Origin of the sequence: Bradyrhizobium glycinis (assembly GCF_016031655.1) — a bacterium.
Taxonomy (GTDB): domain Bacteria; phylum Pseudomonadota; class Alphaproteobacteria; order Rhizobiales; family Xanthobacteraceae; genus Bradyrhizobium; species Bradyrhizobium glycinis.
The window spans coordinates 45,887-61,423 of sequence record NZ_JACCHQ010000029.1 but is presented as its reverse complement, the minus strand read 5'-3'; the positions used below and the strand labels follow the sequence as shown (position 1 = coordinate 61,423).

17 protein-coding genes are annotated in these 15,537 nt (G+C 65.7%); 11 read left to right on the top strand and 6 right to left on the bottom strand.

Annotated features, from left to right (window positions below; translation table 11 throughout):
• Positions 1 to 157: 157 nt before the first annotated feature.
• Complete coding sequence (locus HZZ16_RS30805) at positions 158 to 1,375, bottom strand: DUF1501 domain-containing protein (RefSeq protein ID WP_197953719.1); 1,218 nt, start codon at positions 1,373 to 1,375, stop codon at positions 158 to 160.
• Between the two features lie 2 nt (positions 1,376 to 1,377).
• Positions 1,378 to 2,934: a DUF1800 domain-containing protein gene (locus HZZ16_RS30800; RefSeq protein ID WP_197953717.1), complete on the bottom strand. Its 1,557-nt coding sequence runs from the start codon at positions 2,932 to 2,934 to the stop codon at positions 1,378 to 1,380.
• Positions 2,935 to 3,051: 117 nt separating this feature from the next.
• On the opposite strand from HZZ16_RS30800, the gene HZZ16_RS37645 reads away from it, so the two are divergent.
• The 3 genes from HZZ16_RS37645 (at position 3,052) to HZZ16_RS30790 (ending at position 4,565) form a co-directional block, all read left to right on the top strand.
• The gene (locus HZZ16_RS37645; RefSeq protein WP_246510552.1) at positions 3,052 to 3,312 is read left to right on the top strand and encodes a cysteine-rich CWC family protein; all 261 of its coding nucleotides are present in this window, start codon (positions 3,052 to 3,054) and stop codon (positions 3,310 to 3,312) included.
• 174 nt (positions 3,313 to 3,486) lie between these two features.
• Positions 3,487 to 4,083: a hypothetical protein gene (locus HZZ16_RS30795; RefSeq protein WP_246510550.1), complete on the top strand. Its 597-nt coding sequence runs from the start codon at positions 3,487 to 3,489 to the stop codon at positions 4,081 to 4,083.
• Complete coding sequence (locus HZZ16_RS30790) at positions 4,080 to 4,565, top strand: hypothetical protein (RefSeq protein WP_197953713.1); 486 nt, start codon at positions 4,080 to 4,082, stop codon at positions 4,563 to 4,565. Before HZZ16_RS30795 ends, HZZ16_RS30790 begins: the two co-directional genes overlap by 4 nt.
• 31 nt (positions 4,566 to 4,596) lie before the next feature.
• On the opposite strand, the gene HZZ16_RS30785 is transcribed toward HZZ16_RS30790, so the two are convergent.
• The 3 genes from HZZ16_RS30785 to HZZ16_RS30775 all read right to left on the bottom strand — a co-directional run bounded on the left by HZZ16_RS30785 (position 4,597) and on the right by HZZ16_RS30775 (position 6,408).
• A complete protein-coding gene (locus tag HZZ16_RS30785; RefSeq protein WP_197953711.1) occupies positions 4,597 to 5,280 on the bottom strand; it encodes a glutathione S-transferase family protein in 684 nt (227 codons plus the stop codon).
• Positions 5,281 to 5,401: 121 nt separating this feature from the next.
• On the bottom strand, positions 5,402 to 5,632 hold the full coding sequence (locus tag HZZ16_RS30780; protein ID WP_197953709.1) for a hypothetical protein: 231 nt from the start codon (positions 5,630 to 5,632) through the stop codon (positions 5,402 to 5,404).
• Positions 5,629 to 6,408: a sulfite exporter TauE/SafE family protein gene (locus HZZ16_RS30775; RefSeq protein ID WP_197953707.1), complete on the bottom strand. Its 780-nt coding sequence runs from the start codon at positions 6,406 to 6,408 to the stop codon at positions 5,629 to 5,631. Before HZZ16_RS30775 ends, HZZ16_RS30780 begins: the two co-directional genes overlap by 4 nt.
• Positions 6,409 to 6,719: 311 nt before the next feature.
• Here HZZ16_RS30775 and HZZ16_RS30770 point away from each other — a divergent pair, with 311 nt between their 5' ends.
• From HZZ16_RS30770 to uvrB, 4 genes are all read left to right on the top strand, one after another.
• Positions 6,720 to 7,634: a LysR substrate-binding domain-containing protein gene (locus HZZ16_RS30770; protein WP_197953705.1), complete on the top strand. Its 915-nt coding sequence runs from the start codon at positions 6,720 to 6,722 to the stop codon at positions 7,632 to 7,634.
• Between the two features lie 102 nt (positions 7,635 to 7,736).
• Positions 7,737 to 7,958, top strand: a complete 222-nt coding sequence (locus HZZ16_RS30765; protein ID WP_197953703.1) for a hypothetical protein — start codon at positions 7,737 to 7,739, stop codon at positions 7,956 to 7,958.
• Between the two features lie 52 nt (positions 7,959 to 8,010).
• A complete protein-coding gene (locus HZZ16_RS30760) occupies positions 8,011 to 8,235 on the top strand; it encodes a hypothetical protein (protein WP_197953702.1) in 225 nt (74 codons plus the stop codon).
• A 93-nt stretch (positions 8,236 to 8,328) separates the two neighbouring features.
• The gene (uvrB, locus tag HZZ16_RS30755) at positions 8,329 to 11,301 is read left to right on the top strand and encodes an excinuclease ABC subunit UvrB (RefSeq protein WP_197953700.1); all 2,973 of its coding nucleotides are present in this window, start codon (positions 8,329 to 8,331) and stop codon (positions 11,299 to 11,301) included.
• A gap of 113 nt (positions 11,302 to 11,414) precedes the next feature.
• On the opposite strand, the gene HZZ16_RS30750 is transcribed toward uvrB, so the two are convergent.
• Entirely contained in the window at positions 11,415 to 11,801 is a 387-nt protein-coding gene (locus HZZ16_RS30750; protein ID WP_197953698.1) for a hypothetical protein, read from the bottom strand.
• 499 nt (positions 11,802 to 12,300) lie between these two features.
• Between HZZ16_RS30750 and HZZ16_RS30745 the strand changes: the two genes are divergently transcribed.
• The 4 genes from HZZ16_RS30745 (at position 12,301) to HZZ16_RS30730 (ending at position 15,412) form a co-directional block, all read left to right on the top strand.
• Positions 12,301 to 12,741 carry a nuclear transport factor 2 family protein gene (locus HZZ16_RS30745; RefSeq protein ID WP_197953696.1) on the top strand — a complete coding sequence of 147 codons (441 nt, stop codon included), beginning with the start codon at positions 12,301 to 12,303 and terminating at the stop codon, positions 12,739 to 12,741.
• A 197-nt stretch (positions 12,742 to 12,938) separates the two neighbouring features.
• Complete coding sequence (locus tag HZZ16_RS30740; RefSeq protein ID WP_197953695.1) at positions 12,939 to 13,379, top strand: nuclear transport factor 2 family protein; 441 nt, start codon at positions 12,939 to 12,941, stop codon at positions 13,377 to 13,379.
• Positions 13,380 to 13,751: 372 nt separating this feature from the next.
• Complete coding sequence (locus tag HZZ16_RS30735) at positions 13,752 to 14,660, top strand: hypothetical protein (RefSeq protein WP_197953694.1); 909 nt, start codon at positions 13,752 to 13,754, stop codon at positions 14,658 to 14,660.
• 329 nt (positions 14,661 to 14,989) lie between these two features.
• Complete coding sequence (locus tag HZZ16_RS30730; protein ID WP_197953693.1) at positions 14,990 to 15,412, top strand: hypothetical protein; 423 nt, start codon at positions 14,990 to 14,992, stop codon at positions 15,410 to 15,412.
• Positions 15,413 to 15,537: the final 125 nt, after the last annotated feature.

The window sequence follows — 15,537 nt, the reverse complement described above, 5'->3', positions numbered from 1 at the left end:
GGATTGTAGATACGGTGCGCTCAATCGCAATCGTCTTGCGACTCGGAAGGATTTGATTCGTGGCAACAGAGTGCCCTGCCCCTCACCCGGATTGCTCAGGCGCGCAAATTGCGCGCCAGAGCAATCCGACCTCTCCCCGCAGAAGGGCGGGGAGAGGTTAAGCCACCAGCCCCTTCATCGGCCTAGCGCTTGCGCTGTCGGGAAACACCGTCTCGGCCAGCACGCGATCGGACAGGCCGAACTGGTCCTGCAGCACGCCTTTGATCACCGAGCGCAGATCCGTCGTCGGCTTGAGGTCGCGGCCTTCATACAGGTTCGCGAGCTTGAGGCCGGGCCAATCCGAGATGACGCGGCCGCCTTGCACCGCGCCCCCGGCGAGCAGGGCGATGGTGCCGGTGCCGTGATCGGTGCCCTCGGTGCCGTTGATGCGCGCGGTGCGGCCGAACTCGGTGGCGACGACCACGACGGTGTCGCGCCAGCGATTCCTTAAGCCGCTTTCGAACTCGGCGAGCGCGCCGTCGAGGCCGCCGAGCAGGAAGGCGAGGCGCCCCACAGGGCCGCCTTCATTGGCGTGCGTGTCCCAGCCGTCGAAGGCGAGCGCGGCGATGCGTGGGCCGTCATCGGCCGCCATCAGCTTTGCGGCGCCACGCGCGACCTGCCGCATCTGTGCGACGGCGTTGCCGCGCGCAGCTTTCATGTCGTCGCCGCTCGCCGCCTTGTCGAGCTGGAGGCCTTGCGACAATGCGGAGGCCAAAGCGGGATCGCGGTGGCGGTAGAGCTCGACGAGGCGCATCGCGGTGTCGTCATCGGCCTGCGGCAGCGCGACCGGCGCCCAGCCCACAGTGGGCGCGCTGCCGCGCAGCACCAGCGGCGTGGTGGGGCCGACCGCAAGCCCGCTCGACACGCGCTCGCCGCGCGGCAGTACTTCCAGTGCGCGATTGAGCCAGCCGGACTGCACGCGGCCCGGACCGGCATAGCCGCTTTCGAGCACGTCCTGGCCGTCGAAATGCGAGCGGTCGCGATAGGGCGTCGCGACGGCATGGATCACCGCCGCGTGCTTGTCGCGATACATGCGCGCGAATTCCGGCATCGCCGGATGCAGGGCGAAGAACGAGTCGAGCATGATCGCGGGATGGGCGCCATCGGCCGCAAGGGCGATCGATCCATGCAGGCCGGCATAATCGGGATCGCCGAGTGGCGCGACGGTCGAGAGCCCGTCCAGCGCGCCGCGCAGGATCACCACGATCAACCGCGGATCGCGCCCGTCGGCCGCGCGGGCGAATTTCGGCAGGTAAGCCCAGGCTGCGAAGGAGGCGCCGCCGAGCAGGAGACCTCGGCGGGATGTGAGGAGCCGGTTCTCGACGCAGTCGGTCATCATCATCTCCTCTGCATTTCCGGCGACATCAGCAGCAGCGCCAGCGCCTGCTGCCGCGACTCCGCGCGCTCGATGGTCCGCCGCGTCTCGGCCGAGGCGGCATCGGCGGCGGCGAACTCCAGCAGGTCGAGCGGATCGATGTTGTTGCCGAGCCGCGCCCCGATCTGCGCCGCGATGTCGAGCCTGAGCTTGATGCCTTCAGGCGCGGCCCAGGCGGCATTGCTGTCGGGAAAGCCGTTGGGACCAGGCGGCGACCACAGCGGCTGGCCGAGCAGATTGAGGCTGTTCAGATAGAGGCCGGGATCCTCCGGCACGCGTGCCAACAGCCGGCCGCTCGCAACCAGGAAATCGTATGGCGAGCGCATCTTGGTGAGCGGCGCCGTCCATGCTTCATCGGAATCGACCAGCGCCGTCGCCATCGCCTTGAGATCGCCGTCGGTCTTGACGAAGACGTCGCGCAGGCGCGCAACGAGCGCCGGCGGCGGATCGTCCGCGACGAAGTGACGGACGAATTTGGTGGCGATGAAATTCGCCGTCGAGGGATGCCGCGCGAGATCTGCGAGCGCGGCTTCGCCCTGTGCGAGGCCCGCCTGGTCGTAGGTCTTGCCGAGCAGGACCTGCGGCCCGGGCTGATGCGCATTGACGTTGAAGACGAAGGAGCCGGGGGCCCCGAGCTGCCCCTGCCGGCCGGCAAACGTCCAGCCGGTGATGATGCGCGCGAGCGAGGTGACGTCGCCTTGCGTGTAGCCGCCGCCGACGCCGAGCGTATGCAGCTCCATGATCTCGCGCGCGAGATTTTCGTTCAGCCCGCGCTTGCGGTTTTGCCCCGCGCGCGAGTCAGGTCCAAGCGATTGCTGGTTGTCGAGGAAGAACAGCATCGCCGGGTGCTGCTCGACCGCCCTCAGCATGTCGGCAAAGCGCCCGAGCACGTGCGGCCGGATCGCCTCGCGCTCGAACGCGCCGGCCCAGATCCGCGCCAGCTCGCCCTTGCTGGCGGAGATGCAGAAATGATTGGACCAGAACGCGACGAGGCGCTCGGTGAAGCCGCACTCGGCGAGCGTGGCGCGCTGCAACCGCGCCAGCGCCTCGGCGCGAAAGGCTTTCTGGATCACATTAAGCGGCTGCGGCGCCGGCTTGGCGGCGGGCTGCGGCGCGGCCGCGCTCGGCTGCATGGTCTCGGGTTGCGGTGCGCTGCCGGCGGGCTTTGCATCGGCCATCTGGCCGGTGATCTCTGCCGCGGCATTCAGCGAGAGATTGCGGCGCAAGGGCGGCTTCTGATCGGCAGGCGCTTGTGCCGGCGTCTCGGCGGGCGCGGCGGCCTTCGCCGCCTCACGCGCCTGCTTGACCTGGTCCTGATAGGCAAATACAGCCTGCCCGAGTTGCGGCGTCGGTTGCAGGCCCGGCGCTTCCAGCAGCACGCCATTGGGGCGCGAAAGCTCGGCCTTCACGAAGCCGCGCGGGTCGGAGCTTGCGTTGACGAGATCGCCCGATGCACCGCCGCGGGCGCCGAAGCCGAAGCGGTTGAGCGCGACGAGGGCGGCTTGCGAATCGCGGGCCATCGATGATCTGTCCTTCGCGCGTTGGGAGGTGCTTCCCTGCGACGCGGGCGGCGCGTAATATACCGCAGCGGCAGATGAACCCGACATGAAAATGACGGCGAAGCTTCGACCTAAATCATGACAAATCCGAAAGAAATGCCGTCAGCGCCGGCACCTGCGCGCCGTCTCACCTGTTCTCGTTGCGGCAGCGAATTCGGCTGCGATCTCTCGGGCAATTGCTGGTGCGCGGAGGAGACGGCACGGCTGCCGATGCCGGTCGCGGGCGAGGACTGCCTGTGCCGGGAATGTTTAAGGAAAGCGGCGGCCGTTGCGATACCTTCGCCGCACGGCAACGACCCGAGTACGGTCTCCCGAGGCGACGCGGAACACGCTTCTTGAAGGACGATGCCCTGTCGTTCGAGAGAACATGACGGCAGGGAGTTGCGGCGCCGGGGACAATTCTCGCTACGTCCTTTCAGATCCGTTTACCTTTCCCGGCGGCATCCCGCGCTTTCATGCATCTCTTAACGAAACACGGGTAAGTTGTGCCCCGCAAATGCGAGTGCACCGGAAATGATCCGTTTCGTATTGTTCACCTGTATGGCTTTCACTACCGCCTTCGTCGGAATGTCTTGGGCAATGCGCGGGTTTCCCGCCTCCACGGTTTCGCCGATCAGCGCATTGCAGCCCACGCTCACCACGACATTCGGGGGAGAGAGCGCCAAGGCGTACGATCGCAAAATGTGGGAAGCCGCACACACTTCCCAAAGCGACAAAGATCCGAAGCGCGACGTACTGCGGCTCGACGCGTTGCAGGCAGCGACCGCGTACGCGATGTCGCCATGCGACGACACGATGAAGGCCAATCTCATCGCCGCAACGACGGCCTATGCACGTGCGTACGTGAAGATCTTCGACTGCCCGAACCCCATGATGGCGATGTTCTGCAGCGAGAAGAAGAGGGACGAGGCCAACGCGGCGTTCTCTACACCCCTCGACATTCGAGTCAGCGCCGCGCTGGCCGAAGCTTTTGAGCAGAAGGGCGTCGTCGAGACCGACTTTCCGGAGGAACTCCGCCTCACGGTCAAGCAATTTGCTGGCCCCGGCCTGTGGTCCGAGCCGTCTCCGGTTTGCCTGCCGCGGATGCGCGCAGCAGGGAGCGGCAAATGAGCCGCATCTGGTTCGCGATCTGGGCGATCGTGGTCTGTCAAGTCGCAGCTTGGGCGTTTGCGCCGGAACCAAAGCCTCGGTCCCAGGCCTTTGCGGGTGACGGCAAAGGTTACGGAGACACTGAAAAATACACGGTCGAATCGCGCATCAGCCAGCGCCGCGGCGCAATGGTCGCGCTGGAGCTTCCCTGGAGTGGGCGCTGCACCGGTGACACGCGCAGACACTTCATTGAGGGCCTCAATGAGTACTACTACCACCGTCAGAATCAGACAGAGCGCTATCCCGAGACATTCGGTCCGGCGGGCGCCGATTACATTGCCAGGCAGTGGTCGACCGGAGAAGACAAGCGCATTGAGCGGCTCACACAGGAAGCCTACGCAAGGGGCTATTTCAAACCATCGGACTTCGATGGCGTCGCCAGCAAGTTGATCGCAGTCGTCGTCAGGAACGAACGCGTAACAGGACACGCCTGCGCGGGTTGAACGCGTCCAGGAGCGAGCAGCACGTCATCCGCTACACTTTTCGCGCCATGCCGTCGAACGCATCCAGCAGCTTTTCGCGCCAGGCATAGACCGGATCATTCGCTTCGAGCAGCTTGAACGGACTGACCACGCGCGCCCACTGGAATCCGCCGAACACGATATAGTCGGCGTAGTTCGGCGCATCCCCGCCGATGAAGGGCTGCGTCTTGAACGACTGACGCATCACCTCCAGCGACTTGCGGAAGGCGATGACGCCGGCGTCGCGGCTCGCCATGATCTCCTCGAGAGTCTTGCCGCCGAAGCGCGCCTCGCGCGACTTGCGGAAATAGGCGGCATCGACCTCATTCAGATTCTTCGGGATATCGGCGATGATGAGCGGAAAGATGCCGCCGACGATGGCGATGTCGCCCCACGCATTGATCATGCGCGCCATGGCACGGCCGCCCTCGCCGCCGAACAGCGACGGCCGATCCGGAAAATTGTCCTCGAGATAGGTCGCGATGGTCCAGGAATCGACCACCGGCTTGTCATGATGCAACAGCACGGGGACCCTCTCCGAGCCGTGCGGGGCAAGCGCGCTCTTCTCCGTGAAGCGCCAGGGCAGCGACTCCGCCGTGAGGCCCTTGTGCGCCAGCGCCATCCGCGTGCGCCAGCAATACGGGCTGAAGGGGCGCGCGGGATCGGTGCCGACGAGTTCGAAGAGTTTGAGTGACATGAAAGGCGCCTCCTCATGCTCCGTCATTGCGAGGAGCTGATGCGACGAAGCAATCCGGTCTGCCGCCGCGAAAGGCATTCTGGATTGCTTCGCTTGCGCTCGCAATGACGATGTGGAGGCATCACCGCCCGTTCGCGCGCAACAGCCTCTCGCCGCCTTCCGTCACGGCAATGACGAGCCCAAGGCCTGGCCGACTCTCGCGCGCGACGTAGCCGCGCTCGGCGGCGTCCTCCCAGATGGTGAGGCGCGGGCACGAGGTCTTCCAGGTCGCGAGCACCTCGGCGTAGGCGCGTGGCTCGCGCGCGACCCATTCGACGAAGTCCAGCACCAGCGGATCGGCCGTCTCGCTCATTGCAAACCTCCCTTGTCGAAGGCGGCCAGAACCGGCGCACGCAGCAACAGCCAGCCGCCATGGGCGACGTAGTAGCAGGCGATGGTGGTGATCAGCTTGTTCGACCAGGCGATGAACTGTTGGTCGGTCATGGCTTCGAGAATGCGCCGCGCGAGCGTGGTGCCGAGCATCGAGGCTGCGATCGCGACGATGGCGAGCACGGGATCGAGGCTCGCGGCCTGATCGATGATGCCGCCGAAATAGATCAGCTTGGTGAAATGACTGACGAGCTGGCACATCGCCTTCGTCGCCACCTTCTCGCGCCGGCCGAAATCGCCGCCGAGGAAGAAGGTGTCGAGCAGCGGGCCGGAGACGCCGGTCATCAGCATCAGGCCCATGCAGATCGTGCCGTAGACCGTGCCCTGCCAAAGACGGTCGGGATCCGGCTTGATGTTCGCCGGCAAGAGCCGCGCCATGAACGGGGTGATGCCGAGCAACAGCAGCGCCGTCGGCTTGTCCGGCACGTAGCGGGTCAGCGACCAGGCGGCGAGCGCCACAGTCGCGCCGACCATGTAGTTCGCAACCGGCCGCCAGCGGATATGCGCCCGCCACAGGAACGCCCGCCAGCCGTTCGAGGCCATCTGCGTGATCGCATGCAGCACCATGGCAGTCGGCAGCGGCATCAGGGCCAGCAGCACGCCGATCAGGATCAGCCCGCCCGCCATGCCGAACAGCCCCGACAGAAACGCCGTGGCCACCATCAGCAATCCGAGGGCAGCGATCATGATGGGAGCCACGAGGAATTCTCCGGTGGTGGCTGAACGTAAGGGACGAAGGCTCCATCGCCCCCTCGCCCCGCTTGCGGGAAGAGGGTGGGGTGAGGGGGAGTCTCCGCGCGGACGGTGAGAACGAGACTCGCGGAGTGTCCCCCTCACCCGGAATTTGCTCTCGCAAATTCCGGCCTCTCCCCGCGGGCGGGGAGAGGTGACGGCATCGCGCCTCCTTCAACAAATCAGCACGAATTACGCTGATGTTTGTGCCTCGCTTGCGCCTATTCCGCAAACTGAGTTATCTTGCCCTGGCATCAGTTTTCCTGAGGGTGGGTCATTTGCGGCGGCTGCTGTTTCTCAACGGCATCAAGGCGTTCGAGGCGGCGGCGCGGACCGGCAGCTTTGCTGCGGCGGGGCTTGAGCTGAGCGTATCGGCGGCCGCCGTCAGCCGCATGGTGCACCTGCTCGAAGAGCGGCTCGGCGTCGCCTTGTTCGAGCGCAAGGCCAACAGGCTCGTGCTGACGCAGGCCGGCCGCGCCTATCAGAGCGGGCTGACACCGATCTTCGATGCGCTGGCGAGCCTCACCGCGCAGGTCACGGCGCCTGCGAGCGTGCGCGTGCTCACCATCGGCGTCGGCCACACCTTTGCGATGCGCTGGCTGATCCCCCGCCTGTCGGAGTTTCGCAGCGAGGAGCCCGACATCGAGGTGCGCTTCACCACCGGCGGCGCCGCGGTGCCATTCGGTGAGGACTGGAACTGCGGCATCAAGCTCGGCACCGGGGATTGGCCCGGCCTCGTCGCCGAGCCGCTGTTCGCGGGCGACCTCACCCCCGTCTGCGTGCCGCGCCTTGCCGGCGGATTGAAGCGCCCGGGCGACCTGAAAGGACCGAGCCTGATCCGCGTCGCGCACTCACCCGAGGACTGGCCGATCTGGCTGAAGGCGGCCGGCACCGCGAGGATCAACGCGCGCGGGCCCGAGTTCCAGTTCTACGGCCAGGCGCTGCAGGCTGCGGCCGACGGGCTCGGCATCGCCATGGGCATCCGCCCCTATATCGACGACGATCTCGCGGCCGGCCGGCTGGTGGCGCCGTTCGCTCTGTCGGTACCCAAGGGCATGCGCTGGTACCTCGTCTATCGCAGCTTCCAGACCGAGCAGCGCGACTTTGCCGCCTTCCGCCGCTGGATCATGCGGGCGGCGTCGGAACCCGCCGCCCGGCCGCGTAAGATCGGCCGTGCCGCAGCGCGGAACTGATGCCGGGCGGCAAAAAAGCCGCCTGCTTGTGAACGGCTTCACATCCCAAAATCCGCAAACGTGGTCCCCTGACTCTCCGAAAAGAAACGTGGGACCTACACTATGACGACCCTCTACGACGGCTTTGACATCGAATCCTTCGAAGCTGGCAAGGGGCTGTGGCACGCGCGGATCCGCCGTGCCGATCTCAGCCCGGTGGCCATCGACGGCGTGCTGTTTCCGGCCATGGAGGTCGGCTTCGCCTGGCCCGATCGCGATGCCGCGATCGCCGATGCCAAGCACCACATCGATCGTTTCCGGCGGCGGGCCGGCGACGACAGATAGGGGGTCCGCAGACGGACCAGACGACAGGGCGGCGCAAAGGGGGAAACCGGTCATGTCCTTCATCGAAACCGACGCGGCGCAGCCGCGGATCTACGCCCGCGCAGTGCTGTCCAACTGCCCGGAATGCGACGGCGATCTCACGGTGCTCCGCGTGATCGGCGGCCGCGCCGGATGCGAGTACTGGACCATGCGCTGCACCGATTGCGGCGGCATTCATCTCGATATCCTCGAGCCGAACGTCACCGCCGGAGACGAGGGGCCGCGACCGACGGCGTGAACCGCAAGGCTGCTGCCAACCTGCTGTCAGCAGCCTGCATCGCGACGGGCATTCGCCCTTTATCGCGGGGCGGACTCGTCCCATATTCGCTCCATGGCGAAGAAACCTGCATCCTCCGAAAAATCCGGCAAATCCCCCAAGACCAAGGCTCCGAACTCGAAGGCGCATCGCCCCGATGTGCAGCCGATCGGGCCGGCGCTGGCCGAATTGCTCAATCCCGCGATCAATCGCGGCGATGCGGGCCTGGGATCGGGCACCGGCCTGCAGCCGCCGCCGGACAATTCGCGCGACCGCCGTGCCGGGGGCGAGGCCGCCGCGCATCGCGCGCGGGCTTCGACGCCGAAGGAGTTTCCGCAAGACGCGGCGCGGCCGATGCCGCTGCGGCCCAATCCGCAACCGCCGGGCGCCCGGCAGTCCAGTGAGCTAGCTGGGCTGGAGGAGGCGCCGCAGGCCAATTACGGAACCGCGGCCACCATTCCGACACTCGATCCGGAACTGGCGCGGCAACTCGGCTTGCCCACCGAGGAGGACGATGCCGAGGCGCTGGCACGGCCGCCGCGTTCCAAGATGGAGGCACTCGGCGTCAAGGCCACCGCGGACGCGCTGGAATCGCTGATCCGCGAGGGCCGGCCGGAGTTCCGCAAGGACGACGGCTCCATGAAGGTGTGGACGCCGCACCGGCCGCCGCGCCCGGAGAAGTCCGAAGGCGGCGTGCGCTTCGAGATCAAGTCGTCCTACGAGCCCAAGGGCGACCAGCCGACCGCGATCGCCGAACTGGTCGAGGGCATCAACCGCAACGACCGTTCGCAGGTGCTGTTAGGCGTCACCGGCTCCGGCAAGACCTACACCATGGCCAAGGTGATCGAGGCGACGCAGCGCCCGGCCCTGATCCTGGCGCCGAACAAGACGCTGGCCGCCCAGCTCTATGGCGAGTTCAAGAACTTCTTCCCTGACAACGCGGTCGAGTATTTCGTCAGCTATTACGACTACTACCAGCCGGAAGCGTATGTGCCCCGCACGGACACGTACATCGAAAAGGATTCGTCGATCAACGAGCAGATCGACCGCATGCGCCACTCGGCGACGCGCGCGCTGCTCGAACGCGACGACGTCATCATCGTCGCCTCGGTGTCCTGCATCTACGGTATCGGCTCGGTCGAGACCTACACCGCGATGACCTTCGCGCTGAAGAAGGGCGAGCGCATCGACCAGCGCCAGCTGATCGCCGATCTCGTCGCGCTGCAATACAAGCGCACCCAGGCCGATTTCACCCGCGGCACGTTTCGCGTGCGCGGCGACGTCATCGACATCTTTCCGGCGCACTATGAAGACCGCGCCTGGCGCGTGAACCTGTTCGGCGACACCATCGAGAATATCGAGGAGTTCGATCCGCTCACCGGCCACAAGCAGGACGAGCTCGAATTCATCAAGATGTACGCCAACTCGCACTATGTGACGCCGCGGCCGACGCTGGTGCAGGCGATCAAGTCGATCAAATCAGAGCTCAAGCAGCGGCTCGACCAGCTCCACAACCAGGGGCGCCTATTGGAAGCGCAGCGGCTGGAGCAGCGCACCACCTTCGATCTTGAGATGATGGAGGCGACGGGCAGCTGCGCCGGCATCGAGAACTATTCGCGCTACCTCACCGGCCGCCGCCCCGGCGAGCCGCCGCCGACGCTGTTCGAATACGTGCCCGACAACGCGCTCATTTTCGCGGACGAGAGCCACGTCACCATCCCGCAGATCGGCGCCATGTTCCGCGGCGACTTCCGCCGCAAGGCGACGCTGGCCGAATACGGCTTCCGCCTGCCGTCCTGCATGGACAACCGGCCCTTGCGCTTCGAGGAATGGGACATGATGCGGCCGCAGACCATCGCGGTCTCGGCAACCCCGGGCAGCTGGGAGCTGAACGAGAGCGGCGGCGTGTTCGTCGAGCAGGTCATTCGCCCCACCGGGCTGATTGATCCTCCCGTTGATATTCGCCCCGCCCGCACGCAAGTCGACGATCTCGTCGGCGAAGTCCGCGCCACCGCGCAAGCGGGCTATCGCTCGCTGATCACGGTACTCACAAAACGCATGGCCGAGGACCTCACCGAATATCTGCACGAGCAGGGCATTCGCGTCCGCTACATGCACTCGGACATCGACACGATCGAGCGCATCGAGATCATCCGCGATCTGCGGCTCGGTGCCTTCGACGCGCTGGTCGGCATCAACCTGCTCCGCGAAGGCCTCGACATTCCCGAATGCGCGCTGGTCGCCATTCTCGACGCCGACAAGGAAGGCTTTCTGCGCAGCGAGACCTCGCTGATCCAGACCATCGGCCGCGCTGCGCGCAATGTCGACGGCAAGGTGATCCTCTACGCCGACCAGATGACCGGCTCGATGGAGCGCGCCATCGCCGAGACCAACCGCCGCCGCGAGAAGCAGGTCGAGTACAACAACGCCAACGGCATCACGCCGGAGAGCGTGAAGAAGCAGATCGGCGACATCCTCAACTCGGTCTACGAGCGCGACCACGTGCTGGTCGAGGTCGGCGGCCACGACATGACCGACGACGTCATTTCGATCGGCCACAATTTCGAGGCGGTGCTCGCCGATCTCGAAACGAGGATGCGCGAGGCCGCCGCCGATCTGAATTTCGAGGAAGCCGCGCGCCTGCGCGACGAGGTCAAGCGCCTGCGCGCCACCGAGCTCGCCGTGGTCGACGATCCCACTGCCAAGCAGCGCATTGTCGCGGGCAAGGCCGGCGCCTATGCGGGGGCGAAGAAATATGGCGATGCCGCCAACCTCCCCGTCAGCGCCATGAAGAACAAGAGCGCCGCAACCGCGCTCAAAGCCGGCGGGGCTAAGGGCTCCCGCGTGCACAAGCCGCATCTCGACGAGATGCACGGCCCGGAATCGCTGCCCTATCGCGAGAGCCGCGCGCTGCCGTCAAAGCCGTTCGGGAGCACCAGCCGCATCATCCAGCCGACGGATTCACGGCAGTCGGGGCCGGAGTTCGGGCCGGCGCCGAAGTCGACGGGCGGCGCGCCGGGCCGGCGCGGCGGGTGGAAGAAGAGGTAGGCGCGCGTAGGGTCATCCGCGACGTTCGTGGTTATGGAGTCTCAGATGCGCAATTGCGCATCATGGCTCGCCGCTCTGCGGCGCCCCGGAATGACACGAGGAGAGATTATCCCTCACCCCACGCTCGCCGTCACGACCGCCATCACCGACAGCAGCAGCACAATCGTCACCAATTGCAGCGAGGCCGCCGGCTGGGTGCGCCAGGCCGTGATCTTGTCGTCGAGCGACAGATGGGCCTCGAAAAATTTCGGCTCATAGACGGTCTTGAACAGGTGCGGGAAGCTCGGACCCAAGGTCACGGCCAGCATCGCGTGGGCGAGCGAGGCAACCGCGACGAAGATGGCGACGCCGGGATCGCCGACGAGGTCGTGGTCGCCGCAGAGCTTGAGCAGGAAGGCCGCAGCGGCGAAGGTCGGGAAGCTCTGCAGGGTCGCGGTCAGCGCGAGGCCTTCGAGCGCGTTATGCAGGCGGGACTTTCTGGCGGTGGCAATGGCGGCCATGGCACGTCTCCCTGATGACATGCCGATGACGGTAGTCGCAGCGCCGGTGGGGTGATGTGAGATGGGTCACGCGGGAGCGGCGGCGCTCTTCGGATGCGGTCAGTCTCCGCGAACCCACTCAGCGGCCCCGGAGAGACTTCCACGCGACAGGGCAATCGCATTTGAATTTTGCAGAGGTCGTCACGCCCGGGCTTGTCCCGGGCATCCACGTTCTTGGTGCGGCGTGGAAAGACGTGGATGGCCGGGACAAGCCCGGCCATGACGCTGTGGAGACAGCTGATCGAGGTGACCTTGCGCACGGCTCCATGCGCGTTGCGCGCCAGGCCACCGCATGCCGTGCGGATTCGTGCAGCCATGCCGTGACTCAACCGGTAATTGCACACCATGAACCGGGCATTGCGCTCCTGCGTCAAACCCTGTGAAATCTTCCGATTGTCGATCGGCGATGCCACGCGTTAGCGTTGCGGACCGCCGCGGAGCCTAATCAGGGCGGGGCGGAATGACGGTGGAGAAGCTGAATCGCCAACGCGTCGTGCACCTGCTCGATGCCTTCGCGCGCGGCGATATCGAGGCGGCGCTGGCCTGCTGCACCGACGACGTCGACTTCCTCACCCACGCGCCGATCGACGTGCTGCCGCACATGGTGCCGCGCCATGGCAAGCAGGAGCTGCGCGATCTCTGGCAGACGGTCTGGTCGCGCTATTCGGAAGTTCGTTACAAGACGCCGCACATCGTCGCCGAGGGCGAGGCGGTCGCGACCTACATGCACGCTTATTTCAAGAAGCGCAGCAACGGCCGCATGGTGCAGTTCGACATGGCGGTGTTCTATACCTTCCGGGGCGCCCTGGTGGCTGAGATCCGCGAGATCATCGATTCCTACGACCTGGTGCAGCAGGTGCTGGAACGGGAGATCGGGCCGCTGCTCGCCGGGGTGGAGTGAGCGTCGGGACCGGACAATTACGGGGTTCTATTGTAAATTTCACAAAGAACGATCAAGTGTGCATTGCGAAAACGTGAATAGCGTTTTGGCCGAAATCTGCTAATTTATTCGTATACAAATGAGTTGAGCCCCGGCGCCCGAGTGTGCGTGGGGTTGTTTGCCGTTTTTCCGTAAAGCCAGCTTCAGGACTGCCCCAAATGACAGAGCACAGCCTCTGGCGTTTCTCGCGCGCGTTGCACCGCGCGATCAACGACCGGCATTTCAGGGATATCGAGGCCTTGATCGACGAGGACGTCGAATGGGCGCTCTACGGCCCGATCGACATGTTTCCGTTCCTCGGCGCGCGCCAAGGCAAGGATGCCGTGCTCGACGTCATCCGCCAGCTCGCCGACAATTTCCACGTCCGCCGCTTCGACCGCGAGAGCATCATGCTGGGCGTCGATTCCGCCGCCTCGATGCTGCGCTATTCGCTGACGGCGCTCGATTCCAACAAGCCGATCAGCTTGCGCGTGGCGCAGTTCGCCCAGTTCAAGGCGGGCAAGCTGATCAGCATGCGCGTCCTGATCGACACGTTCGACCTGGTCGAGCAGGCACTCGGCCGCGCCATTCATCTGCCGAAGATGACGAGCGTCGGCTAACGCATGATCCGGCCCCGAAGGGCCGCGTTAGCGCAAAGTGCGGAGCGGTCTTCCGAAAAGATCCTGCGCAAACAACAACCTGAAGCGCGATGATGATCATCGCGCTTTAGGGGGGACGCCAACGGGCCCCGCTGTTCGGGACCGATGACGAGGCGATCGCGACATCCCGGCCTCCAGCCCCGCCGGATGCCATCGCATCACGAGCTCGTCATCGGGCGCGCGCCTTTCGCGCGGCCCGTTGGTTCGCGCCCCCTGGCGAACCGCCACAATTCCGCAACGATAAATCGGCACTTTTGGCGGCGGAATGGCGCATGGTCAGTGCGGCCGCTACAGTGAGGCGGATAGCATGCGCTGGGGCTCGTGGGCAGGACGATGGAATTCTCGACAGGGTTTGGCTGGACCAGGCTGCCTTTGCTGGCGGCCGCATTCATCCTGGGCTCGGTGCTGACGTTACAGGCACAGATCATTCCGCCCTTCTCCTCACCGGCAGCCGACGACGAGGCCGAGGCGGCCGAAGCCCCCGAGGTCAATGATCCCGACATCATGAAGGGCATCGACGTCGACAAGCTCGACTGGAGTCAGCTCGCGGTCGATGCCGGGACCGGCATCGACCCGATGGCCGCCAAGAAACGCGCGCAGGCCGCCGCCAGGGAAGGCCTCGACTGGTCGTCGAACCCCAATGCCAACGGCTCCTCGGCGGTGACCGTGAAGCAATCGGTGTCCTCGTTCTGGGATGCGCGGATCGGTGCCGACATGACGGTGACGAGCGAGCCCAGGACGATGTCCGAGCTGCTGGCGCAGAAGGCCACCAACGGCGGCAGCCTGCCGCAATCCTCGGGCAGCGCCTGGGCGACGGCAACCGCGCCGGGCGCGGGCGCGATCTGGGACAAGACCGCGGTGGAAGCCAGGGTCGATCCCGGCGCCGAGCACAGCAAGATCGGGGCGTCACTGACCAAATCGGTGCCGCTGTCGGGCGACACCTCCCTGACGCTGCGAAACGGCTACAGCGTCAACCAGCAAGGCACCACAGCGGTCCCGGGCATCGGCGGCCACGTCACGCGCAATTACGAGACCGACCAGAGCGCCAAGGTCACGGTGACCGACACCGGCACCAGCATCATTGCCGGCCAGACGCTGTCCACCACCGATGACAAATGGCTGCGCAAGCTCGGCGCGGAGCAGAAGCTGTTCGACAACGTCACCGTATCAGGCTCGGTCGGTGAAACCCCGCAAGGCACGCTGAACAAGAGCGTGACGGCGGGATTCAAGAAGAGCTGGTGAGCCGAAGCCTCCACTCTTTCCCCTCATCCTGAGGGGCTCCGAAGGAGCGGGTCTCGAAGGATCGAAGCCTGCGCTGCTACGGCGGGGCCTGCATGGTTCGAGACGCGCGCGAAGGGCGCGCTCCTCACCATGAGGGGTAGAGGTTCGGTTTCCGGCCCCCCATTCACACTTCCCTAACCATACGCCACGGCAAAACCCCCGAATCGTCCGGCCTTGCCGCATCTCGGCCCATTTGCGGTCAAAATCGGACGCCCTGATGCGGCCTGCCTCACAGACGTCGTCGTGCGGGGGACACTCGCGCTGCGCTCAACGCGAACAGGGGAACAACGATGAACGCCATGCGTCCTGAAAAGGTCGAAGCCACCGAGACCGAAACGGTCGATACCAACCTCGCCGCCGTGACCGAGGTCGAAGCCGGCATCCGCGATTTCGTCCGCAACGACATCGCCTATCTACGCCGTCCGGCGTCTGGCACCACCGACGCGCCGCCGCTCGACCCGAGCGCCGAAGCCACCGTCAACAACGTCAACTCGCTGATCCAGCGCGTCGCCGGCACCTCGCTCGCCGAGATCGAGAACCTGATCTCCGAGCTCGAGAGCCTGCGCGACCTGCTGCACGCCGAAGGCCAGCGCGTCCAGCGCGAGATCTCCGGCTACGCCCAGCTCAGCCAGGCCGCGATGAAGTCGACCCGCATGATCGCCGACAACGTCGCGCAGTGGAAGCGCGCCGCCGACGGCCTGCGCAACAGCTGATCGCCAGCGCGAACGCATCATTGGCCGCCGCGTTCCGGAAGGGACGCGGCGGTTTTGATTTGGTTGGTCTCGTGCCCCGGACGCGATGCGGCACGCAGTGACGCGTCGCAGAGCCGGGGCCCATG

Excerpts from the sequence above, each read along its gene's own strand:
- HZZ16_RS30800 (WP_197953717.1), bottom strand. The coding sequence starts at position 2,934 with ATGGCCCGCGATTCGCAAGCCGCCCTCGTCGCGCTCAACCGCTTCGGC.
- HZZ16_RS30785 (WP_197953711.1), bottom strand. The coding sequence starts at position 5,280 with ATGTCACTCAAACTCTTCGAACTCGTCGGCACCGATCCCGCGCGCCCC.
- HZZ16_RS30795 (WP_246510550.1), top strand. The coding sequence starts at position 3,487 with ATGATCCGTTTCGTATTGTTCACCTGTATGGCTTTCACTACCGCCTTC.
- HZZ16_RS30750 (WP_197953698.1), bottom strand. The coding sequence starts at position 11,801 with ATGGCCGCCATTGCCACCGCCAGAAAGTCCCGCCTGCATAACGCGCTC.
- HZZ16_RS30745 (WP_197953696.1), top strand. The coding sequence starts at position 12,301 with ATGACGGTGGAGAAGCTGAATCGCCAACGCGTCGTGCACCTGCTCGAT.
- HZZ16_RS30740 (WP_197953695.1), top strand. The coding sequence starts at position 12,939 with ATGACAGAGCACAGCCTCTGGCGTTTCTCGCGCGCGTTGCACCGCGCG.
- HZZ16_RS30765 (WP_197953703.1), top strand. The coding sequence starts at position 7,737 with ATGACGACCCTCTACGACGGCTTTGACATCGAATCCTTCGAAGCTGGC.
- HZZ16_RS30805 (WP_197953719.1), bottom strand. The coding sequence starts at position 1,375 with ATGACCGACTGCGTCGAGAACCGGCTCCTCACATCCCGCCGAGGTCTC.
- HZZ16_RS37645 (WP_246510552.1), top strand. The coding sequence starts at position 3,052 with ATGACAAATCCGAAAGAAATGCCGTCAGCGCCGGCACCTGCGCGCCGT.
- HZZ16_RS30730 (WP_197953693.1), top strand. The coding sequence starts at position 14,990 with ATGAACGCCATGCGTCCTGAAAAGGTCGAAGCCACCGAGACCGAAACG.
- uvrB (WP_197953700.1), top strand. The coding sequence starts at position 8,329 with ATGGCGAAGAAACCTGCATCCTCCGAAAAATCCGGCAAATCCCCCAAG.
- HZZ16_RS30790 (WP_197953713.1), top strand. The coding sequence starts at position 4,080 with ATGAGCCGCATCTGGTTCGCGATCTGGGCGATCGTGGTCTGTCAAGTC.
- HZZ16_RS30760 (WP_197953702.1), top strand. The coding sequence starts at position 8,011 with ATGTCCTTCATCGAAACCGACGCGGCGCAGCCGCGGATCTACGCCCGC.
- HZZ16_RS30780 (WP_197953709.1), bottom strand. The coding sequence starts at position 5,632 with ATGAGCGAGACGGCCGATCCGCTGGTGCTGGACTTCGTCGAATGGGTC.
- HZZ16_RS30735 (WP_197953694.1), top strand. The coding sequence starts at position 13,752 with ATGGAATTCTCGACAGGGTTTGGCTGGACCAGGCTGCCTTTGCTGGCG.